The sequence below is a fragment of the Bradyrhizobium sp. CCGB20 genome (assembly GCF_024199855.1).
Lineage (GTDB): Bacteria > Pseudomonadota > Alphaproteobacteria > Rhizobiales > Xanthobacteraceae > Bradyrhizobium.
Genome location: NZ_JANADN010000001.1, coordinates 5807165 through 5830435 on the forward strand (window position 1 = coordinate 5807165; position 23271 = coordinate 5830435).

General features: G+C 65.5%; 25 protein-coding genes. 2 read left to right on the top strand and 23 right to left on the bottom strand.

Annotation, left to right across the window (positions count from 1 at the left end):
* Positions 1-8: 8 nt before the first annotated feature.
* The 14 genes from NLM15_RS27225 to NLM15_RS27290 form a co-directional block, all read right to left on the bottom strand.
* Positions 9-1343 carry a sorbosone dehydrogenase family protein gene (locus NLM15_RS27225; protein WP_254120509.1) on the bottom strand — a complete coding sequence of 445 codons (1335 nt, stop codon included), beginning with the start codon at positions 1341-1343 and terminating at the stop codon, positions 9-11.
* Complete coding sequence (locus NLM15_RS27230; protein WP_254120511.1) at positions 1340-1792, bottom strand: DUF2231 domain-containing protein; 453 nt, start codon at positions 1790-1792, stop codon at positions 1340-1342. The genes NLM15_RS27225 and NLM15_RS27230 overlap by 4 nt, the downstream gene beginning before the upstream one ends.
* A 62-nt stretch (positions 1793-1854) precedes the next feature.
* Positions 1855-2814, bottom strand: a complete 960-nt coding sequence (locus NLM15_RS27235; protein WP_309144941.1) for a GDP-L-fucose synthase — start codon at positions 2812-2814, stop codon at positions 1855-1857.
* Entirely contained in the window at positions 2795-3865 is a 1071-nt protein-coding gene (gmd, locus tag NLM15_RS27240; protein ID WP_254116778.1) for a GDP-mannose 4,6-dehydratase, read from the bottom strand. The genes NLM15_RS27235 and gmd overlap by 20 nt, the downstream gene beginning before the upstream one ends.
* A 219-nt stretch (positions 3866-4084) precedes the next feature.
* Positions 4085-5023, bottom strand: a complete 939-nt coding sequence (locus NLM15_RS27245; RefSeq protein WP_254120513.1) for an SMP-30/gluconolactonase/LRE family protein — start codon at positions 5021-5023, stop codon at positions 4085-4087.
* A 17-nt stretch (positions 5024-5040) separates the two neighbouring features.
* Entirely contained in the window at positions 5041-5778 is a 738-nt protein-coding gene (locus NLM15_RS27250) for an ABC transporter ATP-binding protein (RefSeq protein ID WP_254120515.1), read from the bottom strand.
* Positions 5771-6559 (bottom strand): ABC transporter ATP-binding protein, encoded by a 789-nt coding sequence (locus tag NLM15_RS27255; RefSeq protein ID WP_254120516.1) that lies wholly within the window; start codon positions 6557-6559, stop codon positions 5771-5773. Before NLM15_RS27255 ends, NLM15_RS27250 begins: the two co-directional genes overlap by 8 nt.
* Positions 6556-7527, bottom strand: a complete 972-nt coding sequence (locus NLM15_RS27260) for a branched-chain amino acid ABC transporter permease (RefSeq protein WP_254120518.1) — start codon at positions 7525-7527, stop codon at positions 6556-6558. The genes NLM15_RS27255 and NLM15_RS27260 overlap by 4 nt, the downstream gene beginning before the upstream one ends.
* Positions 7520-8416, bottom strand: coding sequence for a branched-chain amino acid ABC transporter permease (locus NLM15_RS27265; RefSeq protein ID WP_254120519.1), 897 nt, complete (start codon positions 8414-8416; stop codon positions 7520-7522). The genes NLM15_RS27260 and NLM15_RS27265 overlap by 8 nt, the downstream gene beginning before the upstream one ends.
* Entirely contained in the window at positions 8413-9312 is a 900-nt protein-coding gene (locus NLM15_RS27270) for an NAD(P)-dependent oxidoreductase (RefSeq protein WP_254120521.1), read from the bottom strand. Before NLM15_RS27270 ends, NLM15_RS27265 begins: the two co-directional genes overlap by 4 nt.
* Positions 9313-9317: 5 nt before the next feature.
* Entirely contained in the window at positions 9318-10067 is a 750-nt protein-coding gene (locus NLM15_RS27275) for an SDR family NAD(P)-dependent oxidoreductase (protein ID WP_254120523.1), read from the bottom strand.
* An 83-nt stretch (positions 10068-10150) separates the two neighbouring features.
* Complete coding sequence (locus NLM15_RS27280; protein WP_254120525.1) at positions 10151-11356, bottom strand: ABC transporter substrate-binding protein; 1206 nt, start codon at positions 11354-11356, stop codon at positions 10151-10153.
* 80 nt (positions 11357-11436) lie between these two features.
* Positions 11437-12090 carry a CoA ester lyase gene (locus tag NLM15_RS27285; RefSeq protein ID WP_254124432.1) on the bottom strand — a complete coding sequence of 218 codons (654 nt, stop codon included), beginning with the start codon at positions 12088-12090 and terminating at the stop codon, positions 11437-11439.
* Positions 12090-12242 (bottom strand): hypothetical protein, encoded by a 153-nt coding sequence (locus NLM15_RS27290; RefSeq protein WP_254120527.1) that lies wholly within the window; start codon positions 12240-12242, stop codon positions 12090-12092. The genes NLM15_RS27285 and NLM15_RS27290 overlap by 1 nt, the downstream gene beginning before the upstream one ends.
* Positions 12243-12353: 111 nt before the next feature.
* On the opposite strand from NLM15_RS27290, the gene NLM15_RS27295 reads away from it, so the two are divergent.
* The gene (locus NLM15_RS27295) at positions 12354-13037 is read left to right on the top strand and encodes a GntR family transcriptional regulator (RefSeq protein WP_254120529.1); all 684 of its coding nucleotides are present in this window, start codon (positions 12354-12356) and stop codon (positions 13035-13037) included.
* On the top strand, positions 13034-13609 hold the full coding sequence (locus NLM15_RS27300) for a cysteine hydrolase family protein (protein WP_254120531.1): 576 nt from the start codon (positions 13034-13036) through the stop codon (positions 13607-13609). The genes NLM15_RS27295 and NLM15_RS27300 overlap by 4 nt, the downstream gene beginning before the upstream one ends.
* 33 nt (positions 13610-13642) lie before the next feature.
* Here the strand turns inward: NLM15_RS27300 and NLM15_RS27305 are convergent, their stop codons facing one another.
* The 9 genes from NLM15_RS27305 to NLM15_RS27345 form a co-directional block, all read right to left on the bottom strand.
* Positions 13643-14662: an ABC transporter substrate-binding protein gene (locus NLM15_RS27305; protein WP_254120533.1), complete on the bottom strand. Its 1020-nt coding sequence runs from the start codon at positions 14660-14662 to the stop codon at positions 13643-13645.
* A 38-nt stretch (positions 14663-14700) separates the two neighbouring features.
* Complete coding sequence (locus NLM15_RS27310; protein ID WP_254120534.1) at positions 14701-15492, bottom strand: ABC transporter permease; 792 nt, start codon at positions 15490-15492, stop codon at positions 14701-14703.
* The gene (locus NLM15_RS27315) at positions 15489-16316 is read right to left on the bottom strand and encodes an ABC transporter ATP-binding protein (protein ID WP_254120536.1); all 828 of its coding nucleotides are present in this window, start codon (positions 16314-16316) and stop codon (positions 15489-15491) included. The genes NLM15_RS27310 and NLM15_RS27315 overlap by 4 nt, the downstream gene beginning before the upstream one ends.
* A gap of 53 nt (positions 16317-16369) precedes the next feature.
* Positions 16370-17221 (bottom strand): MaoC family dehydratase N-terminal domain-containing protein, encoded by an 852-nt coding sequence (locus NLM15_RS27320; RefSeq protein WP_254120538.1) that lies wholly within the window; start codon positions 17219-17221, stop codon positions 16370-16372.
* 24 nt (positions 17222-17245) lie between these two features.
* The gene (locus NLM15_RS27325) at positions 17246-18436 is read right to left on the bottom strand and encodes a CaiB/BaiF CoA-transferase family protein (RefSeq protein WP_254120540.1); all 1191 of its coding nucleotides are present in this window, start codon (positions 18434-18436) and stop codon (positions 17246-17248) included.
* On the bottom strand, positions 18433-19632 hold the full coding sequence (locus NLM15_RS27330) for a CaiB/BaiF CoA-transferase family protein (protein ID WP_254120542.1): 1200 nt from the start codon (positions 19630-19632) through the stop codon (positions 18433-18435). The genes NLM15_RS27325 and NLM15_RS27330 overlap by 4 nt, the downstream gene beginning before the upstream one ends.
* 93 nt (positions 19633-19725) lie before the next feature.
* Positions 19726-20931: a MaoC family dehydratase N-terminal domain-containing protein gene (locus NLM15_RS27335; RefSeq protein ID WP_254120543.1), complete on the bottom strand. Its 1206-nt coding sequence runs from the start codon at positions 20929-20931 to the stop codon at positions 19726-19728.
* A gap of 33 nt (positions 20932-20964) precedes the next feature.
* Entirely contained in the window at positions 20965-21855 is an 891-nt protein-coding gene (locus NLM15_RS27340) for a CoA-binding protein (RefSeq protein ID WP_254120545.1), read from the bottom strand.
* Positions 21852-22988, bottom strand: coding sequence for an ATP-grasp domain-containing protein (locus tag NLM15_RS27345; protein WP_254120546.1), 1137 nt, complete (start codon positions 22986-22988; stop codon positions 21852-21854). Before NLM15_RS27345 ends, NLM15_RS27340 begins: the two co-directional genes overlap by 4 nt.
* Positions 22989-23271 lie beyond the last annotated feature (283 nt).

Below are 23271 nucleotides of genomic sequence, written 5' to 3' on the forward strand. Positions count from 1 at the left end.
CGATATGTCTAACGCTGCGTGAGCTGCGGATGCGCGGCGGTCACGCGCCACACCGTGTTGCCGCTGTCGTCGGCGACCAGCAGCGCGCCTGATTTGTCGATGGCGACGCCGACGGGACGGCCACGCGCGTGGTTGTCGCTGTTGAGGAAGCCGGTGACGACGTCTTGCGCAGGGCCACTCGGCTTGCCGTCCGCAAATGGCACGAACACGACCTTGTAGCCCTTCAGCACCTGCCGGTTCCAGCTACCGTGCTCACCGACGAAGGCGCCTCCGCGATAAGCCGCCGGCAGGCTCGTGCTGGTGTTGAACGCCATCCCGAGCGGGGCGACATGTGAGCTCAGCGCGTAGTCCGGCACGACGGCCTTGGCGACGAGGTCGGGCCGCTGCGGCTTGACGCGGGGATCGACGTGCTGGCCGTAATAGCTGTAGGGCCAGCCGTAGAAGCCGCCATCCTTCACCAATGTCATGTAGTCGGGAACGAGATCGGGACCGAGTTCGTCGCGCTCGTTCACCACCGTCCACAGCGCACCGGTCTGCGGCTCGAAGCTGAGACCGTTGGGATTGCGCAGGCCGCTTGCAAAAATGCGCCAGCGGCCGCTGGCACGGTCGACCTCGAGGATCGCGGCGCGATTGTGCTCGGCCTCCATGCCGTTCTCGGTGATGTTGCTGTTGGAGCCGACGCCGGCATAGAGCTTTGAGCCGTCAGGGCTCGCGACCAGGCTCTTGGTCCAGTGATGGTCGATCGGCCCGCCCGGCAGCGGCGTCAGCACCGTGCCCGGCGCGGTGATTTTGGTGTCACCCTCGGTGTAGGGATACTTCACGATTGCGTCGGTGTTGGCGACGTAGAGATCGTTGCCGACCAGCGCGACTCCGAACGGCGAGTTGAGGTGGTCGAGGAAGACGCTCTGCATATCAGGCACGCCATCGCCGTTGCTGTCGCGCAACAACGTGATGCGGTTGCTCTCGCCGGTATCGCCGCCGGATGTCGCCCAGGACTCGATGTATCCCATCACGATTTCCTTGGGCCGCTTGATCGCGGCGCTCTTCGGCGCCTTGGATTCCACCACCAGCACGTCGCCGTTCGGAAGCACGTAGATAAAGCGCGGATGCTGCAAGCCGGTTGCAAACGCCTTGGCCTGCAAGCCCTGCGCAACCGTCGGCGTCTCATCCTTCTTCCAACCGACGATGCGCGCGATGTGCATCGGTGGCAGCAGATATTGCTGTATGTCAGGCAGCTTTGGATTGGCGCCAATCTGCGCCCTGGGATCACCGCTGCCGTCATCGCAACCGGCAAGACACAGCAGCGAAGAGCACAGCAACGCGCGGACAAGCAAGGACGTCATCGCGCAACTCCCACGCCATGGCGGTACACCATCGCCCAGCCGAGCCAGCCGGTGACCGGCAGGATCAGGACGGTGATGACCGAGAGAATGAGCCCGGTCGGCCACACCGAGGTCCAGGCATCGCGCGTGTGGATCAGCGCATTGACGATCGCCAGGATCAGCGCCACGGCATTGCCGATCAGATGCGGCCAGGCCGGTGCCTGCGCCCGCACCAGGCGATTGCCGAGGAAATCGGTGAGGCCCGCGATCGCCGCCAGCACGCCGAAGATGACGCCGACGACCAGAAGCCACGCCGAAAAATTTGCCCACATGATCTCGGCGCTGACGACATAGGCGATGTCGGTCAGCAATGCCCCGATGAAGCACGCGATCGGTATCGGCACTAGCATCGGATGAATCGGATGGCCTGCGATTTGCGCGGTGGGGCGCACGCGCACAGCTTCTTGCACGGTTAGCCTCGTGAGACGTTTTGCCCACCCGATCGGCCAACTCGTGCTGGAAGTGATGGTTCCTACTCTCGCGGTGGAACCAGCGCGTCAGTCAGGTACGCTTCGTAGGCGCGCTTCAAGCCATCCTCGAGCGAGGTCGTGGCCCGCCAGCCGAGCCCTTTGAGGCGGCTGACGTCGAGCAGCTTGCGCGGTGTTCCGTCGGGGCGCGAGGTGTCGAAGCCGATCTCGCCGCGGTAGCCGACGATGTCAGCCACGACACGCGCGAACTCGGCGATGGTGATGTCCTCGCCGGTGCCGATGTTGACGAGGCCGGCGCCGGAATAGGTCTTCATCAGGTGCACGCAGGCGTCCGCCATGTCGTCGACATAGAGGAACTCGCGCCGCGGCGTGCCGGTGCCCCACACCGCGACGCGCTGCGCGCCCGCGACCTTCGCCTCGTGGAAGCGGCGGATCAGCGCGGCAACGACGTGGCTCAGTTCCGGATGATAATTGTCGCCGGGGCCATAGAGATTGGTCGGCATCACGCTGATGAAGTCGCTGCCATACTGGCTGCGATAGGCCTCCGCCATCTTGATGCCGGCGATCTTGGCAATGGCATAGGGTTCGTTGGTCGGCTCCAGCGGGCCTGATAGCACCGAATCCTCGCGCAGCGGCTGCGGCGCCAGTTTTGGATAGATGCAGGACGAGCCCAGGAACATCAGCTTCTCGGCGCCGTTCCGATGCGCCGCCTGGATCACGTTCGCCGCGATCGCGATGTTGTCGTAGATGAACTCGGCGCGCAGCGTGTCGTTGGCGACGATGCCGCCGACCTTGGCGGCGGCGAGGAAGATCACCTGCGGCCGCACCTTCGCGAACCAGTCGAACACGGCGGCCTGGTTGCACAGATCGAGCTCGCGCCGGTCGACCGTGACGAGCTGCACGTCCTCCCGCGCCAGCCGGCGCGCAATCGCGCTGCCGACCATGCCGCGATGGCCGGCGACGTAGACGGTCTTGCCCTTCAGCTCAAACGGTGCGCTTGCCACGGCCGGCGTCCCGTTTTGCCTCCGCCAGATCGCTGGCCATCATCTCCTGGACGAGCTCGGCAAAGCTGCGCTTCGGCTTCCAGCCGAGCTTGTCCCGCGCCTTGCTGGCATCGCCGACGAGGAGATCGACCTCGGTCGGACGGAAATAGGTCGGATCGATCCTCACCACCGTCTTGCCGCTCTTCGCATCGACGCCGGTCTCCTCGACGCCCGTCCCGCGCCATTCGATGCGGCGGCCGACATGCGCAAAGGACAGCTCGACCATCTCGCGCACCGAGCGCATCTCGCCGGTGGCGAGCACGAAGTCGTCGGGCGTGTCGGCCTGGAGGATCATGTGCATGCCCTCGACATAGTCCCTGGCATGGCCCCAGTCGCGCTTGGCCGAGAGATTGCCGAGATAGAGCGTGTCCTCGAGCCCGACCTCGATGCGCGCGACGCCGCGCGTGATCTTGCGGGTGACGAAGGTCTCGCCGCGGATCGGGCTCTCATGGTTGAACAGGATGCCGTTGGACGCGAACATGCCGTAGGCTTCGCGGTAGTTCACCGTGATCCAGTAGCCGTAGAGTTTTGCGACGCCGTAGGGCGAGCGCGGATAGAACGGCGTGGTCTCCTTCTGCGGGATCTCCTGCACGAGGCCGTAGAGCTCGGAGGTCGAGGCCTGGTAGAACCGCGTCTCTTTCTCCATGCCGAGGATGCGGATCGCTTCCAGCAGGCGCAACACGCCGATGGCGTCGGCATTGGCGGTGTATTCCGGGCTCTCGAAGCTGACGGCGACGTGGCTCTGGGCGGCCAGGTTGTAGATCTCGGTCGGCCGGATCTGCTGCACCAGGCGGATCAAATTGGTCGAGTCCGTCATGTCGCCATAGTGCATCAGGAACGGCACGTTACCGACATGCGGGTCCTGGTAGAGATGGTCGACCCGCGCGGTGTTGAACGAGGACGAGCGCCGCTTGATGCCGTGCACGACATAGCCGAGCGACAGCAAATATTCGGCGAGATAGGCGCCGTCCTGACCGGTCACGCCGGTGATGAGAGCGATCCGCTCAGCCATTTTATCAACCTGCTCCGCGGCAACTCAACGACGGGCACCGCCTCAAACCCGCCCTTCTTTGACATATCGGCCAAACGGGTCAACCCGGGTACGACCGGGCGCAGGCGAATTCTCCGGGAGCGAGCGCGCAGCTTGCCGCTATTCGATCAGCTCGAGCAACCGCGATGAAACGCGGTCACAGCATACGCGGGTGTAAGGTTTGCAGCGGGGTCGGCGCGTTTATCTGCGCGCGGTGCGGGGATCATTGAGGGCAAGACCCGGCCTCGGCCAGTCTACCGCAATCAGCCGCCCGGTGCCGGACAGCGTGACGAAGGCGGTGCGCATATCCGCGCCGCCGAAGCAGATGTTGGTACAATAGATCTCGTCCGCCTCGTGGAATTCCACGAGGTCGCCGGTCGGCGCGAACACGCTGATTCCGCCGCGCACCAGCGTGGCGACGCAGATATTGCCGCCGTCTTCGACCGCGAGGGAATCGAAGCGCTGGTAGCCGGGCAAGCCGTGCAGCAGCCGGCCGCCATTGGGCGACGGCCAGGGCTGTTTCGCAACCTCGCCTTCGCCGGTGATGGGGTAGCTCCAGATCCGGCTGGTCTCGGTCTCCGAGACGTAGAGTGTGCGTCCATCCGGCGACAGCCCGACGCCGTTCGGCGTCATGATCGGAAAAATCACTTCCCGGATCATGGAGCCGTCGGTGCGCGCATAATACACCGCGCCGCGGTCCATCAACCGGCCATAGGTCTTGCCGAGATCGGTGAACCAGAAACCGCCTTTGGCGTCGAAGACGATGTCGTTCGGCCCCTTGAGGTGGACGCCATCGCAACTGTCGTAGAGCGTTCGAACGGCACCGGAGTCGAGGTCGACCTGCTCGATCCGGCCCGTCGTGTAGTCCTCGGCGCGGCCGGTCGGGCGCGCAAAATTGCTCCTGTCCCTGTGCCAGGAGAAGCCGCCATTGTTGCAGACATAGCATTTGCCGTCCGGACCGATGGCAGCGCCGTTCGGCCCGCCGCCGAGCTGCGCGACCACCTCTTTCCTGCCCGAAGCAAGCACCCGCGTCAGCCGGCCGCCCTCGATCTCGACGACGATGATGCTGCCGTCGGCGAGCGCGATCGGCCCTTCGGGAAAGGCCAGTCCGCTCGCGATCTCTCTGCCCTCGAGACGCATCTCGTCACTCCCTGTGCTCAGGCCGGCGCCGGCTGGCCCGTGCCGAGATAGGCTTCCACGACCTCGGCACGGCTTGCAGCCGTGGCGAGATCGGCCGCGCTGCGATGGCCCACGATCGCGCCATTGCGCAGGAAATAGAGCGCGTCGGCGACCTTCATTGTCATGCGGAAGTTCTGCTCGACCAGCATGATGGCAAGGCCGCTGTCCTGCTTGATCGTCACGAGGCGTTCGAACACGCGCCGGATCAGGAGCGGCGCCAGCCCCAGCGACGGCTCGTCCAGAAGCAGAAGTCGCGGCGCGCTCATCAGGCCGCGCCCGATCGCCAGCATCTGCTGCTCGCCGCCGCTCAGCATCCAGGCCGGTGACTTCAGACGGTTCGCGATCTCGGGAAACAGCTCCAGCATGAGATCGCGCCGTTGTCGCTGCGTGCGCGCATCGAGGAAGAAGCCGCCGAGCAGGAGATTTTCGGCGACCGTGAGCGAGCCGACGATCTGACGCCCCTCGGGGACATAGACGATGCCGCGCCGGACACGCTGCCGTGCGGCGAGCGCACCGATGTCCTCGCCGGCAAAGCGCATCTCGCCTTCCGCCGGCACCAGGCCCGCAATGGCCTTCAGCACCGACGACTTGCCCGCTCCGTTGGCGCCCAACAGCGCCACAACGCCGTTCTCCGGCACGGAGAGATCGACCTTTTCGACGGCGCGTGCCGCGCCGTAGCGAACCGAAAGGCCGCGCGCGGAAAACAGCTCAGTCATCGGCGTCGTCCCCGAGATAGACGCGGATCACGTCGGGATGCGCTCGGATTTCGGCAGGCGAGCCGTTCGCGATCATCCTGCCGAAATCGAGCACATAGATGTGCTCGCAGAGCTCCATGATCAGGTCCATGTCGTGCTCGACGACGAGGAGCACGAGGTCGGGCCGCATCAACCGCTTCAGGGCGCGCATCAGATCTCGCGTCTCGACCGCATTCAGTCCGGCGGCCGGCTCGTCGAGCAGGATCGCCCTCGGCCCGCTGGCAATGGCGCGCGCGATTTCGGCGAGGCGCAGCGTTCCCGGCGGCAGGTCGGACGGCTTGTCGTGAGCCGCGGAAGCAATGCCGAGCTCATTGAGCGCCGCCATGGCGCGGCGTTCGACGTCCTGCTGCTCGGCCCGCTGCGCCGGCGTCGGCACGAAGGCGCTGAACCAGCCCGAGCGCCGCGTCAGGGTGAGACCGACCAGGACATTTTCGAGCAACGACAGATCCGGGCACATCGCCAGATTCTGGAAGCTGCGGGTGATGCCGCATGCGGCGCGCTCGGCCGGCCCCATGCCGTTCAGCGACCGGCCACCAAAACGGCTGTTGCCGCGCTGGCCGTGGTAGAGCCCGGTGAGACAGTTGAACAGGCTGGTCTTGCCCGCGCCATTCGGTCCGATCAGGCCGGTGATGACGCCGGGTCGCAGCGTCAAGGACACGTCACTGAGCACCTGAAGCCCACCGAAGGCGAGCGCGATATTTTCGGCGACGAGCCCGTCGCTGCCGGCCATTGCCGTCATCATCTCCTCCTCCGCGGCAGGAAGCGGCGCAGATCGCCGACATTCGCCACCAGCGTGACGACGACCAGCGCCACGCCATAGAAGATCGGAACCCAGTCGCCGGCTTTCGCGAGATAGGTCGGCACCAGCGTGATGAAGGCACCGCCGACGAGCGCGGCCGGCAACGATAGGCGGTTGAGGCTGACGACCGAGCCGACCAGCAGAAAGACGCCGCTGAAGAAGGTGAAGCTGTTCGGGGAGACGGTCGAGGATGCAAAGCCCGTCAGGGCGCCTGCAAGCGAGGCAAGCGCCGCGCTCACGGTGAAGATCGAGACGCGCGCCCAGCTCCGCGTGATCCCCATGGCCTCGGCCGCACGCGGCTGCGCCTGCGCCATCAGCAGCGCCAGGCCTTGTGCCGATTTGCGGAAATGCATGAGCCCCAGACAGACGACAACCAGAACGACAAGGGCGACGTAGTAGCGCTGCAACGCCTTCGAGACGCCGGGGACCAAGTCCTGTGCGATGTAGAGACCTTCGAAGCCGCCGGTGAACTTCTCGAAGCCGATCAGGATCTCGGGCAGCGCCAGTGCGAGCGCCATGGTGGCCACCGCCAGATAAATTCCGGACAGCCGGCGCGAAGGAAATGCAAAGACGAAGCCCACGCCGGCACCGAGCAGGATCGCGAGCGGCAAGCTCACCGCGATCGACAGGCCGAGCCGGTGCTCGACGATCGCGACCGCATAGGCTCCGAGCGCTACGAAGAAGCTGTGCCCGATCGACACTTCGCCGCCGTACCGTACGAGCATGCTGACGGAGAGAACCCCCAACGCGTTGGCAAAGCACAGCGACAGGCTGTAGAGCAGGAAACCGCCGGCGAGGAGCGGCATCAGGGATAGCACCGCCACCAGGGCGAGCATGGACAGCCGTGCGGCATCGACGTTCCCGCCGCGGGCCGACACTCCGGCCTTGGACCCGTGCGCGAGCTCAGACACGGCCACCGATCGCCCTTTCCAGCAGTCCATTGGGGAAGAAGTTGAGCGTCAACAGGATCACGCCGAGCAGGAAGGTGTTCATGAACTCCGGCGCGACGTAGAACGAGAACAGGTTCATGGCGATCCCGACCAGGATGCCGCCGAGGGCGGCGCCCGGCAGGCTCGAAAAGCCGCCGACCACGGCCGCGGTGAAGGCCTGCAACATGAAGGACGGCACGGTCGTCGAGCTCAGGAATGTCGTCGGCACGATCAGAAGCGCCGCGACGAGACCGAGCACGGCGCCCGCGAACCAGGAGAACAGATGGACCGAGCGCAGGTTCAGCCCGCACACCTCGCAGGCGAACGGATTGGTCGAAACCGCGCGGAACGCGACGCCCAGCTTCGTCCGTTCGATGATCACGAACAGGCCGCCGACGATCGCGAGCGTGACGGCGAGGACCGCGAGATCATAGGCGGAGATGCGGATCGCGCCGATGCTGAAACTAAAGCGCGGCACCGGCAGGTCGAGATTGACGATGTCGGCGCCGAATATGAGTTGCACGGCGCCTTGCAGGATCAGCCCGATGCCGAGCGTTGCAATCGTGGAGGCGAGATCGGACTTGAAGACGATCGGCGCGATCAGGGCATAGCTCATCGCAGCGATCGCGGCCGCGATGCCGAGCGCCAGCGCCACGGCGCTGCCCCAGGACAGGCTGAGCAGGCTGCCGCTGGAGAAGCCGTAGACCACGAAGGCACCGAGGCAGGCGAGATTGCCGTGCGAGAAATTCACGACGCGCGAGCTCTTGAAAACCATGACGAGGCCGAGGGCCCCGACGCCGTAGAGGCAGCCGGAAATGATGCCGGACCACAGCAGCGGCAGGATGTCCCTGATGAATCCCGCCACGCTCACGCCTGCCCTTCACCGGGCGTCCCGCCCTTCTCGATGAATTCGATCACGCCCGGGAAGTAGCGCCCGGACAGACCTTGCCGGCATGCCGCGTCATAATAGCGGCGCGCGAGCTCGGCGACGCCCGGGCGGACGCCGGCATCCGAGGCGAGCTGAAGCACGTAATCGAGGTCCTTCAGCACGTATTCGGGTGGAAACGCCTTTTCCGGAAAATTGCGCGGCAGCATCGCCTTGGTGCCGTGATTGCGCAGCACGAAGCTGTCGCCCGAGCCTTTCGACACCGCGCTCAGCAGCGTCTCGGGCTTCACGCCCGCACGCTCGCCGACCACCATCATTTCGGCCAGCGCCAGCGTGTTCTCGAACACCAGCGCATTGTTGATCAGCTTGACGACCTGGCCGCAGCCGACCTCGCCGCAATGGGTGACATCGGAGCCGATGTAATCGAGCAGCGGCTTGATCCGCGCGAACACGGCCGCCTCGGCGCCGACCATGATGCTGAGCTCGCCACGCTGCGCGGCTTCCCGCGTGCGCGCCACTGGCGCATCAGCGAAGGCGAAGCCCTCGGCCTTCAGCCGCCCGGACACGCTGCGCGCAAGCGCGACGGGCGTGGTGCTGAGATCGACGATCGTCGCCCCCGGCCGTGCCGCCTGCGCAATCGCGGCAGAGACCGCCTCGACCTGCGGCCCGCCGGGCAGCGACAGGAAGATCACGTCGGCGGCGGCCGCAAGCGCTTCGAGCGACGTTGCTGCTTCCGCCCTGGTATCGGACAGTGCCGTCATTGCGGCGGCGTCGCGATCGAGCATCAGCACGCGGCCGGCATGCTTCTTCGCCATGTTCCGGCACATCGGTCCGCCCATGACGCCGAGCCCGATGAAGCCGATGGTTTCCACTGCGCTCATCGGTGTCAATCCATCAACATGCCGCCATTGACGTCGAGCACCGTTCCGGTGATCCAGTTCGACGCCGGCGAACAGAGGAAGAGAATGCTCTGTGCGATATCCTCGGGCTGACCGAACCGTCCCAGCGGCACGTTGCCGTTCGCCGACGGTGCGGCGCGGTCAGTGACGGTTGCCCACATCGGCGTCTCCACCGGGCCCGGCGCGATGATGTTGGCATAGACGCCCTTCCCGGCGCCGTTCTTGGCGACCCATTTCATCAGGCCGTGCACCGCCGATTTCGCCGCGACATAGGCCGGCCCCGACGCGACGCCGCCGATCTTGGCGGCGATCGATCCGAGCGCCACGATCTTGCCGAAGCCGCGCTCGGCCATCACGGGATAGAGCTTGCGAACGGGATTGACCGTGCCCATCAGGTTGACGGCGAGAATCTTCTCCCACTCTTCGTCGGTCGACTGCGGCAACGGCGTGTTGGCGATCGTGCCGGCACACAGCACGAGGATGTCGATCTTGCCGCGCGCCTTCAGCTCCTCGTCGATCAGCTTCTCGGTGGCCGCACGATCCGTCACATCGCAGCGGCGATAGCTTGCCTTCGCCGGAAACGCACCGCCATCGGCCACGATGTCGGTGGCGATGACGTCGGCGCCGGCTTCGCAGAACGCCGCAACCACGGCGCGGCCGATGCCGCCGGCGGCTCCAGTAATGAGCGCAGTTTGTCCGTCGAGACGCGAGGGCCCGCTCAAGGGCGATCCAGCCATGTCGTATTTTCCTTGTTTTTCTTGGTCGTCAACAGGAGCAGCGGGCGATCATGTCCGGCGATCGCCCGGTGAAGGATTGAGTCTCAGGCCGGCTTGGCGTCGAACGCCACCGCAGGATAGGGCTTGAAGTCGCGCACCATGACGAAGGAGCCCTGCGCCTGGAGGATTGCCTCCTGCCGCGTGCCGCGATGATCGGCGCCGGTGAAGGTCACCTTGCGCGCGCCACCAACGGAGGCATTGTTCAACGTGTTGCCTGCCTCGATCAGATTGGCCCGCGTGATCGGCTTGCCGCTGTCGACCAGCGCGCCGAAAATGGCGCCGAACAGTGCGGCGTTGCTCCAGCCGTTCAGGCCGAACACGCCGACCGGATCGTTCGGATAGTATTTGGTCACGGCCTCGCGATAGGCCTTGATCTCGGGCTCGGCGCTATCGACCGGCAGCAGCCACGAGGAGAAGTAGACGCCGTTGAGGAGATCGCCGGTCAGCTTGTAGGTCGCGGGATCCGCGGTGAAGAACGGCGCGAACCAGGTGAGCTTGACGCCCTGCCGGTCGGCCGCCTTCAGCGCGGCCGCGAGATTGGCGTTGGAGCCGAACAGGATCGCCGCCTGGGCCTCGGAATTGGCGACGCGGCGGATGTGCGGCGTGAAGTCGGTGGTCTTCACCTCGAACGGAACCGACTCCGCCGGCGTGAGCTTGTTCGCCTCCATGAAGAGATCGAAGCCGCGCTTTGCCGAGCGGCCGAGTTCGTCGTTCTCCCACAGCAGTGCGATCTTCTTCAGCTTGAGGTCGTTGACCGCGAACTCGGCGTTCGAGGCCGCGGACCAGCCGTAGTCGGGCAGCAGCGGAAAAATGTTCGGCTCGGCGAAGAACGCGCTGGCGCCGCCGATCGGCCCGATCATGGCAAGGCCGCTCTCCTTGGCAAAGGGGATGACCGCGACGTTGGTCGCCGTGCCGACCGCGGCGACCAACCCGAAGATGTGGTTGTCCTCGACGAGGCGGCGAACCGCGGCGACGCTGCGGGCGGGATCGTAACCGTCATCGAGGGTCACATAGTTGATCTTCCAGCCCCTGATGCCGCCGGCCGCGTTGACGCTCTTGAAATAGGCGTCCGCCGCATGGGTCAAGATCGCGTAGAACGGGACCGGCCCCGTGACCGGCGTGAACCCGCCGATGGTGATGGTCTTGGCGGCGGCATCGACACCGATCTCGTCCGCAAGGAGCGAACTGCCGGGATAGGCTGACGCCAACGCAGCCGCGCCCGAGAGTTTTAGAAAATCTCGCCGTTTCATGAGCCCTCCCCGATATCTATTTTTATGCGTCGATCTCTATAGGGAGGAACTGATCAGGTCAAGATAAAATGCATTATGCATTATGTCGCGCCGATATTCCCCAGGATTTGCTCGGCGCGGCGGATGACGGGCGCGTCGATCATCTTGCCGTCGAGCGCCACGGCAGCGCCGCGTCCTCCTTCAGCGGCCGCCATCACACGACGCGCCCAATCGAGCTCCTCGGTCGTCGGCAGGAAGGCTTCGTTGACCAGCTTGATCTGCGCCGGGTGGATGCAGAGCTTGGCGCCGAAGCCCAGCGCCCTGGCCCGGCCGACCGCAGCGCCGAAGGCCACGGGATCCGCCCATGACGTCGTCACGCCGTCGATCGGAGGCGCGAGGCCTGCAAGCCGCGATTCCAGGACGATCTGGAGCCGGACGGGATCGAGCTCCTGTGCGGTCTCGGTCACGCCGGAATCGATTCCGAAATCGAGGTTGCCGAAGGCGAGCTGCGCTACCAGCCCGCTTTTGCCGATACTCCTGAGCTCCGCATAGCCCTTGACGGTCTCGATCAGCGCGATGATCCGGCACGGTCCGTCGAGCGATCCGACGAGGCGGTTGAGCGCTGCGGGCTCGGATTTCGGCAGCATCAGCCTGGTTACGCCGGCGCTGCGTATCATCTCCATATCGGCGGCAAAGAAGGTGCTATCCGCACCATTGACGCGCACGATCGCATCGGCCCGCCCCGACCACTCCATCACGGAGCGGCGCGCAGCCGCTTTGTCGGCGGGCGCGACGCATCCTCGAGATCGAGGATGACCTGATGGGCACCTGACGCGACCGCCTTGTCGAACCGCTCGGGACGGTTCGCCGGGACAAACAGGAAGGACCGAGACAAAAGGCTGGACATTGGGGATTAACCTCGATTATGCATAATGCATTATCGTTTGTACTTCTACCCTCCTCGGTGAGGCGCGTCTATGGTAGTCGCGGGCAAATCGGTCAGGGGCAGCGGCATCCAATGGAATATCGAACGAAAGAGGAGCAGGTCGCCGACTTTCTCCGCGAGGGCATCCTCTCCGGGAGGCTGCCGCGGGGTGCCCGGCTGAAGCAGACCGAAATCGCGCAAGAGCTCAAGATCAGCATCACCCCGGTTCGCGAGGCGCTGAAGCTGCTCGAGGCCGAAGGCTATCTTTCGAGCGACTCCTACCGCGGCGCTACGGTGGCGCCATTCGACGTCGAGGCGTCCACCGAGATTCTGAGACTGAGGATCACGCTCGAGACCCAGCTCGTCGAAAGCGCCGTGCGCAACATCACCGCCGAGGAGATCGCCGAACTGCGCGAACTGGCCCGGCAGTTCGAGCAGGCCGCGCTCGCCGATGACAGCACCGCGGCACGCGGCATCAACTACCGATTCCACCGGCGAATGTATGATTTTGCCCGACTGCCGAAGACGCTGCATTTCGTGCAGGTGCTGTGGGCGCAATATCCGTTCGACGTCATCAACCGCATCGGCGGCCGCGCGGTGCGCGCCGCCAAGGAGCACAACGAGCTCCTGAAGAACGTGATCGAAAGCGACGCCGCAGGCGCGATGCTGACGATGCGGCAGCACATCGAGACCGGCTGGAACGAGCTGCGCAACAGCCTGCCGGCCCGGTCCGAAAATTCCGTCAAATCGAAGAGCTCTGAAAAGGAGACGCTATGAAGGCGATGCTGCTCGTCATGGACATGCTCAATGACCTCGTCCACGAGAACGGCGGCGGGGCCAAGACCTACGTTCCGCTGATGAAGGAGCGTGACGTGCTTGGCCGCACCAGGGCGGTGATCGCGAAAGCGCGTGCCGCCGACGTGCTGATCGGCTATGTCCGCGTCGGCTTCTCGCCCGATTATCGCGAATGCCCGCCCAACTCGCCGATCTTCTCCCGCGCCCGCGGCGCCGGCATGTTCAAGCTCGGCACCTGGGGCACGGAAGTTCATCCCGACCTCAAGCCCGAGGCGAGCGATTTCGACATCGTCAAGCACCGTGTGAGCCCGTTCTACGGCACGTCGCTGGAGCCGATTCTGCGCGCCCATGGCGTCACGGACCTGTTCCTGTCCGGCGTCTCCACCAACGGCGTGGTACACACCGGCGCGCGGGAAGCGCACGACCGCGACTACGCCTGCACGGTGCTCGAGGATTGCTGCGCCGGCGGCACGACCGACGAGCACGACAGCGCCCTGCGCTGCCTCGGCCGCTTCGCCGCGATCAAGAACAGCGCGGATGTGAGCTTCGCTTGAGCTATCCCCTCCCCGCTCCTTGCGGGGAGAGCACTATGTTCCCAGCCAGCGCGGATTGATCGCCTGCTGATAGGTGACACCGCGCACGGCATCGCTGAACTTCAGCTCGAACTCCATATTGTGCGCGAACTGCTGCTCGGACAGCGTCGGCGGCACCGAAACGGTCATGCGCTGATCCGACACAGTGTGCTTGATCAGCTCTAGACTGGTCTGCTGGAAGAAGCGCTCGCGCAAAACCTGTCCAGCCGCATCGGGATCGTTGCGGATCAACGCCGCCCCCCTGGTCATGCCGCGGACCAGCGCCGCAACCGTGTCGGGATTCTTGTCGAGGAAATCCGGCCTGCCGCACAGTACGGTGTAGAGGAAATTCTCGATGCCCGGGACCTCGCCGTGGGATGGGCGCGCGGCCCAGACGGCAAGGCCGTCCTCCACCGCCTGGTTGTTCGCGGGCGCCGTCGTGTTGAAACCGTCGATCTGGCCGGATCGCAGCGCCAGATACATCTTGTCGAGCTTGACTACAGTGAGGCTCACGTCCTTCTCCGGATCGAGCCCGCCCAGCGACAGGAGATAGCGCCAGATCTTGTCGGTACCGCTGCCGCGGCCGGAAATCGCCAGCGTCAGGCCCTTCATGCGGGCCATGCGCTCCTTCAGCGGCATCTGCGGTGCAAGACCGATCTTCTCCGCCGTCTTCCGGCTGATCACGGCATCGCTCGCATATTGCGACATCAGCGGGGCGAAGGCGTTGATCTTCTGCCCCTTGGCGACCGCAAGGATCACGTCGCTCATCACGAGGCCGGCGACGTCGACGCTACCGCCGAGGATGGCCGCCATGCTGTTGGTGCCGCTGCCGGTATCGATCAGGGAGACGTCCAGCCCCTCATCCTTCATGAAACCAGCCGCCGTTGCGGCCAGCAGCGGCAGATAGGCGAATGTGTAGCCGCCGATCGCGATCGTGACCGGCCTGCCGCCCGCACCTTGCGACAGGCTTCGCGTGGCCGAACCGGCCAGCGCGCCTCCGGCAATACCGCCGAGCATCATCCGACGCGTGATCATGATGTCCTCCCTCTTTTCTTCGTTGTGACGACGTCTCCTCAGCGCCAGCGGAAGATCCAGCTCTCCAGCCGTCCGAGCGCTTCGTTCAGGAGGGTGGTGACGACCATCAGCGCGAACAGCGCGGCGAACACGCCGGCAGTATCGAGCTGGCCCGCCGAATTCTGCGTGAGGTAGCCGATGCCGGCATTCGAGGCCATCATCTCGGCCGCGACCGCGCCGACAAATCCGTATGGCAGGCCGAGCTTCAATCCCGTGAACAGCCACGGCAGCGCGGCCGGGAAGATCACCATGCGCTGGATCGCGAATTTGCCCGCACCCATGGTCCGCAGCGCATCGACCATTTTCAGGTCGACCTCGCGCACGCCGCGCAAAGTCGAGAAGAACACCAGGAAGAATACGCTGATCGCGGCGAGCACGATCTTCGGCGCGAGCCCGATGCCGAACCACATGATGAAGAGCGGCGCGAGCGCGACCTTGGGCACGCCATAGACCGCGGTGACGAAGGGATCGACGGTGCGATGCAGGATATCGCCCGCCCCGACCAGCAGCGCAAACAGGATGCCCGCCGTCGCACCCAGCAGGAAGCCGGCGAACGTCTCCTTGAACGTGATGAAGAGGTGATATTCGAGCAGGCCGCTCGCGGTCCACGCCACCAGCGTGTTGAACACGGCGCTCGGGCTGCTCACCCAGAACGGATCGAGCAGCGTTCCCGATGCGGCCTGCCAGGCGGTCAGCACCGCGACCACGAAGAGCGTGCGGTAGAGCCACACGCGGCTGGATGGGCCAAGCGCCGGTTCGGCCCGCGTCTCGGACAGTGCCTGTGTGCTCACGATGGTCGCCTCGCAGGAGGTTCGAGCGCTGCCCAGAGGCGCCGATAGTGCTCTTCAAATGCGGGATGGAAGCGCACTTCGTGCACCTCGCGCGGGCGCGGAATAGCGATCGGCTCATCGAGCCTGATCTGGCAGGGGCGCGCGGAGAAGACCAGGACGCGATCGGCCAGCGTGATCGCTTCGACGATGTCGTGAGTCACGAACACCACTGTCTTGCGCCTTGCCGACCACAGTTCCAAAAGCTCGCCCTGGAGCGCCAGCTTGAGTTGGGCGTCCAGCGGACCGAACGGCTCGTCCATCAGGAGAACCGGCGGATCATAGATCAATGTGCGGGCCAGCATCGCGCGCTTCCGCATGCCGCCGGAGAGCTGGCTCGGATGATGCCGCTCAAAGCCCTGGAGGCCGACCTGCACGATCACGTCGTGCACGCGCGCGGCGATCTCGGCGCGATCGACGTTGCGAAGCTCCAGCGGGACTGCGATGTTTTGCTCCACGGTCCGCCACGGCAGCAGGCTGTCATGCTGAGTGAGGTAGCCGATCCCGGTATTGACCGCCGCAACCGGCGCGCCCTGGCACAGGACCCTACCTGCGGTCGGCTGATCGAGGCCGGCGAGCAGGTTCAGCACCGTCGACTTGCCCGAGCCGCTCGGGCCGACGATGGCGAGGAATTCGCCGTTCTGAAGCGAGAAGTCCAATCCGCAGAGGACGTCGACCCGGCCATTGCGCGAGCTGAAGGTCTTGCCGACGCCGCGCAGCTCGACCGCGGGCACGCGTTGCGCATCGCAACCTTGCGCAGGGACAACAGACAGGTGCGCCGATCTCATCGTCTTGCCTCCCCTGCACGTCTCACGTTTCCGTTCCGCCCCGGCTCGCGCCCTCAGACCTCTGCGGCTGCACGCATCGCGAGCGCGCCGTTGGGGCCGCCGGCCCACAGGTCAAGCGCGCTCGCATCGCCCTTCCCTTCCAGCTTGAACGCCGAACTCACGAACAGCGGCGAGACGCCCCTGAACTCGAAGGACTTGAGCGGCTTGCCGGCGTGCCTTTCCGCAAAGCCTTGCAGCAGCGTCGCCGTCAGCGGTCCGTGCACAACGAGATCGGGATAGTTTTCTTCCGCCCGCGCGTAGGCCTGATCGTAGTGGATGCGATGCCCGTTCGACGTCAGCGACGAATAGCGGAACAGAAGCACGGTATCGGGCCGAAACTCTTCCGACCATGCTCCATCCTGCGGAGCGGGAACGGCCACTGGCGCTGGCGCGCCCGGTGCTGCCGCCTCGCGATAGACGATGTCCTGCTGCTCCGTGATGCACAGCGCGCCGTCGCAGCCAATGCTGTGGCTGACAGTCACGAAGACCAGCTTTCCGGCACGGCCGGACTTGGCCTCGACCTTCACGATGGTGCTCTCGCGCTCAGCTTCCCTGCCGATGGTCAATGGCTTGTGGTAGGTGAGCCGGCCGCCGGCCCACATACGGCGTGGCAGCGACACCGGCGGCAGGAATCCACCGCGCCTGGGATGTCCGTCCGTCCCCAGTTGCTGTCGCGGCACGACGCGGTTGAAGAAGATCCAATGCCATCCCGGCGGCAATGGAGCGCCGGCCGCGCGGTTTCCTTCAAGACCGAGCGTGGCGCCAAGCGCTGCGGCGCGATCCGGCGCGATCAGCTCGTGGATCGTCTCCTTGCGGCCGACCCAGGCCTGCCAGTCTTCCTCGCCCGATACGGTGCTCTCGCTCATGACGGCAAACTCCACTTCAATCGGTCAGTAAATCACCCGCTGGTCGATCAGGCTTTGGCGTTCCTCGCCGCTGAGACCGAGCAGCTCACCGAACACATAGTCCTCGTCTTCGCCGAGACGCGGCGTGCCGCGCGTCATGCCGACGTCGGATCTGGAAAAACGGATCGGCGCCTTCAGTGCGGCGCGGCTGCGGCCCGTCGTATCCTCGACATCGACGATGGTTCCGCGCTCGCGCAGATGCTCGTCGTGCGCGACGTCTTCCATGTCGCAGGACACGTGCGCCGCGATCCCGGCGGCCTGGAGCGATCGCTCGGCTTCGCCGGCCTCGCGCGTCATCGTCCAGTGCTCGATTTCGCCATGTAGCGGCCGCCGGTGCTTGTGTCGGCTCTCCGCGGTCTGAAAACGCGGATCGGTCAGCAGATGCGGTGCATCGATCAACGTCACCAGGCATCGCCATTCCGCCTCGGTGCGGACCGCGATGGTCAGCCAGCGATCCTCCTCACGGGTGCGGTACACGCCGTGCGGCGCCATGCGCAGATGATCATTGCCGATCCGTGTGGGGACCCCTCCGGCGGCGGCGAACAGCAGCGCCTCGCCGACCAGTGAGCAGGCCACCTCGCGAGCGCTGACGTCGACATGTCCGCCACGCCCGGTGCGGCGAAGGCGATACACCGCAGCGACTGCGGCCATCGCCGCGTTCATGCCGACGCTGTGATCCATCACATGCCGCATCTCGACCGGCGGTCCGTCCTCATAACCGGTGAGATAGCCGAGTGCACCCCAGGCACCGAACAGTGGTGCGTAGCCGGCGAAATGCGAATCCGGACCGCTCTGGCCCGACGACGACACGGACACCATCACCACGGACGGCTTCAGCGCGGCCAGCGCGGCATAGCCGAGGCCGAGCCGCTCCATCACGCCAGGCCGAAAGCTCTCGCAGACGAGATCGCTCACGCCAACGAGCTTCCTGGCGAGCGCGATGCCCTTGGCGTCCTTCAGATTGATGCGGATCGAGAGCTTGTTCGATGCGACCTGATCGAAGCTCGCGGGCCCCATCCGGCCATAGACCGGGTGCGGCTTGCGAAAGATGTCCGGGCGCGCCGCGCTCTCGACCTTGATGCACTCCGCGCCGAGCTGCGAGAGGATGTGCGTGCAGAACGGCCCCGCCGCGTGGAGCGTGAAATCGGCGATGCGGAGCCCGGCGAGCGGCTTCATGAGGCCTCCGCGGCGACGAGCGGCTGATTGCGGGTGCGGCTGGCCGTCAGCAGGTGCTGATGTTCGCCAAGCCGCGGCGGCCCGGCTTTCAGGCGTAGTGCCGCACCATCGACATGGAACGGCGCCGACAACAGCGGCAAGGAGCCGCCGCCGGGGATCTCGACCGGCTGAAACAGCTCCCGCGCGCGCTCATGGGCATCGGACAGGACCTCCGCGGGACTTGCATATTTCGCCATGGGGACTCCGAGCGCCTGGGCTCGCGCGACGACGTCCGCCGTCTGCTGTTCGAGCGCCCAGGCGCGAATGGCGCGGTTGATCTCGGCGCCGCGGCGGCTGCGCTCCAGCGAGTCCGCGAGGACAGGATCGAGCATCCATCCGGGGCGTCCCATCAGCTCGATCAGGCCCTGCCACTGCCGCTCCTCGAGCGTCAGCAGCTCGACATAGCCGTCGGCACATTGGAGCACGCCGCCATATTTGAACGACCGCGTGCGGCGATGCTCCAGCGAGCCGTCGCCGAAACGCTGGAGTGCGAACGCACCCACGGCGAGCGCGGCATCCTGCACCGAGACATCGACGCTTTCGGCATCACCTTGCTGACGTCCGATCAACGCGGACAGCGCACCGAGCGCGGCCACCACGCCGCCCTGATATTCGGCAAAATGACCGTAGACCTTCAGCGGCGGACGATCGGGAAAGAGTTCGGCGGCAAGGCCGTTTGGCAAGAGGAAGCCTTCGCCCGATGCGTGGATCAGGTTGATTTCCTCGGCCTGCCAGCCGGCCTTCGGCCCGACCGCGCCGAACGGCAGCACCGAGACATCGATCAGCTTCGGGTAACGCGCCCTGACTGTCCGCTCGTCGACTTCCAGGCGCGCGCATTCGTCGGCCCGCAGATCATGGATGAAGACATCGGCCGCCGCCAGCAGGGTAGACAGCCCGGCTCGCCCGGCCGGGCTTTCGAAATCGCAAGTAACACTCTTCTTCCCCGCAGCCAGGAAGGCGAACAGAGCACTGGCTTCGCGAGCGGGCGGAAGAAACGGCGGCTCGCGGCGCAGCGGATTGCCATCCGGCGGCTCGAGAAGAACCGTCTCGGCGCCGAGGGTGGAGAGCAGCCGGCCGGCGTAGGCCGCCGCAACCCCGCGCGAGATCTCGACGACGGTCACTCCCGCCAACAGCGGCGCTACGGCCCCGTCCATCATGGCAACGTTTCCCCGTCTTGTCATTGGCCGGCTCTTTCCGAAAGCATGACGCGAAGCCGCATCATGCTCTCGGGGCCGTTGTTCGCGTCCGCTCTAGCGGATCGTCGGCAGTTCGAGGTCGAGCTGGCCGCCATCGAAGAACACGCGGTTGTCCACGTTGCGCGACGGCAGCATCACGGTTGCGAGGCCCGGCGTGGTCAATTCACCGCGCTGATTCTCGCCCCAGATCTCGAGATCGACCAGCGCAAAGCCGTCCTTGACGTATTTCCTGCTGACCTTGCCCTTGCACCAGGTGGAATCGCCCATGGTGTTGAAGCGCCGCATCTCGGTGCGCACGCGCTTCAGAAACGCCGCGTCGCCCATCCAGTTCGTGACGAGGCTCGCGAGCCAGGAGGAGCGCTGCGGGCCGTAATCATAGGTACCGGGAACGCCGACCTCCTTGGCGACCGACTCGCGATGGTGCCCGATGCCGGTATATTCGATGCCGCCGCCCGCTTCCGGATTGCGGAAGAAATGGCCGGGATGCTTGACGGCGGACTTCAGCACGATGCCGTGGGTGTGACCGCGGCCGCAGCCGACCAGGAAACCCATCGTGTCCATCAGCGAGAGCGGGCCCCGCACGATCGGCGGCAACTCGTCGCCCACATTGACGTCCTCGAAGTAGCGTACTGCGGTGCCGCGCATCCGCTCGTCTTCCTTCAGGATCGCCTCGTCGAGCGCGGCGAATTCGTCGGCGGTGTACTCATAGGGCTTGACGTCCTTGTACTTGCCGGCATCGCGCGCGGCCTTGCGCTCGTGACGCGTGCAGGTGCCGAGCGCGCGGGCAACGACGTCGCCGCGCTGATTGGAATAGGTCGCCTCGACATATTGCAGCACGAGGCGGCCGGAGAATTTGCTTTCCTTCTCCTCGATACCGACCACGCGCTCGATCGCGGTGATACGGTCGCCCGGACGGATGTGGCGGAACAATTCCCAATCGTTGCCGGCGTAAAAACCGTGCACGCCCGGAAGGCCCCAGCGCGTGCGGCCGATCCAGCCGAACGCCATCGGAAACATGGGATGAGCGACATTGGCGCCGTAACGGCTCTGGCGGCCGTGCTCGGCATCGCGATAGAGCGGGTTGAGATCGCCAATGCCGTTGCAGAAATTGCGGATGGTGTCTTCGGTCGCGTCCTGGAGATACGGCCCTTCGGGACGAAGCTGGAGACCGATCATGCTGCGCGCCTGCGCGATCGCCTCGTCGGTGATCTTTCCTTCCGCCGGTGCGTGACCGACCTCTTTTTCCATCACGTCTGACATTCTCGTCTCCATCCCTGTATGAGTTTACGTTTGCTAGGCTGCGGGTTTCATGGCGCGGGCCAGTGCCGCAGCAGCGGCTGCGGCGAGACCGTCGAGGTCTCGCGCGATTACGACGCCGGCACGATCCAGCGCCTCGACCTTGGCGGCCCAGCTCTCGGCGTAGGAACCGATCATCGCGGCGGCGTGCCCCATCTTTTTGCCGGCGGGCGCGGTGCGGCCGACCAGCAGGGCCGCCGACGGCTTGGCATCCGGACGCCCAGCGTATTCGGCAAGCGCATATTCCTCGGAGCCGCCGATCTCGCCGAGATAGATGATGGCGCGCGTGTCCGGGTCGCCGTGAAACAGCGCGATCGCTTCGGCGGCATTGACGCCGCGCACGGGATCGCCGCCGATGCCGATCACGCTGGTCTGACCGAGGCCGGCCGACGACAGGCGGAAGCAGGCTTCATAGGAGAGCGAGCCGCTGCGCGAGATGACGCCGATCGGTCCCGGCGCGTAGCAGAAGGAGGGCATGAAACCGAGCTTGGCCTTGCCGGGAGAGATCAGGCCGGGCGAGTTCGGGCCGACCAGATGTGCTCCATGCTCCAGCGCAGCTGCACGCATTTCCATCGCGTCCAGCACCGGCAGGCCGTCGCCGGGATAGGCGATCAGCGGGCAGCCTGCCTCGATGGTCTCGAGCACCGCGTCGAGCGCGACCGCGGCCGGCACATAGATCAGCGCCGCATTGGCGTGCGTTTCCTTCATGGCAGCCGCGACGCTGGAAAAGACCGGAACGCCCTCGATCGTCTGACCGCCGCGCCCCGGCGCCACGCCGGCCACGACCCTGGTCTGGCTCTGTGCGAGATCCTTGACTGAAAATGTCCCGAACTTGCCGGTGATGCCGACAATCAGCACGCGCGCATCCGCGTCGAGAAGGATGCTCATGACCGTGCCTCCCCAACCTGCTTCACAATGTCGGTCACGGCCGCTTCCAACGTCGCATGGTTTCGATGGCCGGCGTCGCGCAGGATGGTCGTCGCGAGATCGCTGCGGGTGCCATTCAGCCGCAAAGTCACCGGCTTCGAGGATGTTCGCCTCGCGAGAAGCTCGACGAGGGTTTTGGCCACACGGTCGGTGTGCAGCCCGCCGCCGAACATGCTGACCAGAATGCCCTTCACGTTCGGAGCGCGATCAAGCAGATCAAAGGCAAGCCCGAAGCCTGCGGGCGTCGGATTGCCGCTCACATCGAGGAAGCAGGCCGGCTGCGCGCCGGCGCCGTCGATCGCATCCATCGCAGCCATCGTCATGCCGGCCCCGCCCGAGATCAGGCCGATCTCGCCGTCGAGCCAGACCAGCATCAGGCTGGCCTCTTCGCACAACCGGATCTCACGCTCGGCCCTGTCGCGGGACGCCGCAATGGCCGACGCCGTGGCGGCTTTGCGGAAGGCCGCCGCCTCGTCCAGGACGACCTTGGCGTCCGCTGCGATCAGCGCGCCGCCCCTGGCGACGACCAGCGGATTGATCTCTACCGTCGTGCATTCATTCGCCTGCGCGATATCGAGCAGGCGACGCGCAAGGGAGATCACGCGCTCGCGCACCTTCGGGTCACTCTCGACCGGCGCGAGGAGCGTGCGAAAAGCGTGGGCGCGAAAATTGCGTGCGAGCCCGACCGGATAGCTGAGCGGCGGCGGCCCATCCTCGATGGTGACCCCGCCGCGCGGCGAATAGAGCACGTTGAAGCCGCCGACACGACTATCGATCGCCACAGCGAGATAGAGCTCGCGCTCGATATCCAGCCAGGATTCGACCAGCACGGACGCCGGCGCCTCACCGGCAAACCGCATCCCCATGATCGCATCGAATGCATTTTCCAGCTCGGCGGGCGAATTCGCCTTTCGAATGCCCCCTGCCTTGCCGCGCCCTCCGGCGGCGACTTGCGCCTTGACCGCAACGGGCAGCTCGATGCGACAGCTCCGCGCTTCGTCGAGGGAGCGCAATTCCTGGCTGGACGGTGTGGCGATGGCGGCGGCGCGCAGCAGCGCCTTGCCCTGGGCTTCAGTGACTAACATAAAATGCATAATGCATTCTATTCGGCGGCGGTCAACACCCCGTTTGACAGAAATTCCTGCATCGACGTGGAAACACAGTCGAATTATTAGCGAAATCAGCCTCAGAAGCTCAATCGGAGGAATGCACTCGACTCAGGATAATGCATTTTGTTCACCGGCTGCGCGACGGCGTCGCTCGTCAAAGCGCTTGGCGGGCTTCGCGGAGCTCTCGTCTGCCGGTCGAATATCGCCCGTGCCTGCCGAGGCAGCCCGGCTTTATCGGGAAAAGGAGCTCCGCAGCCGCGCCGGCCAC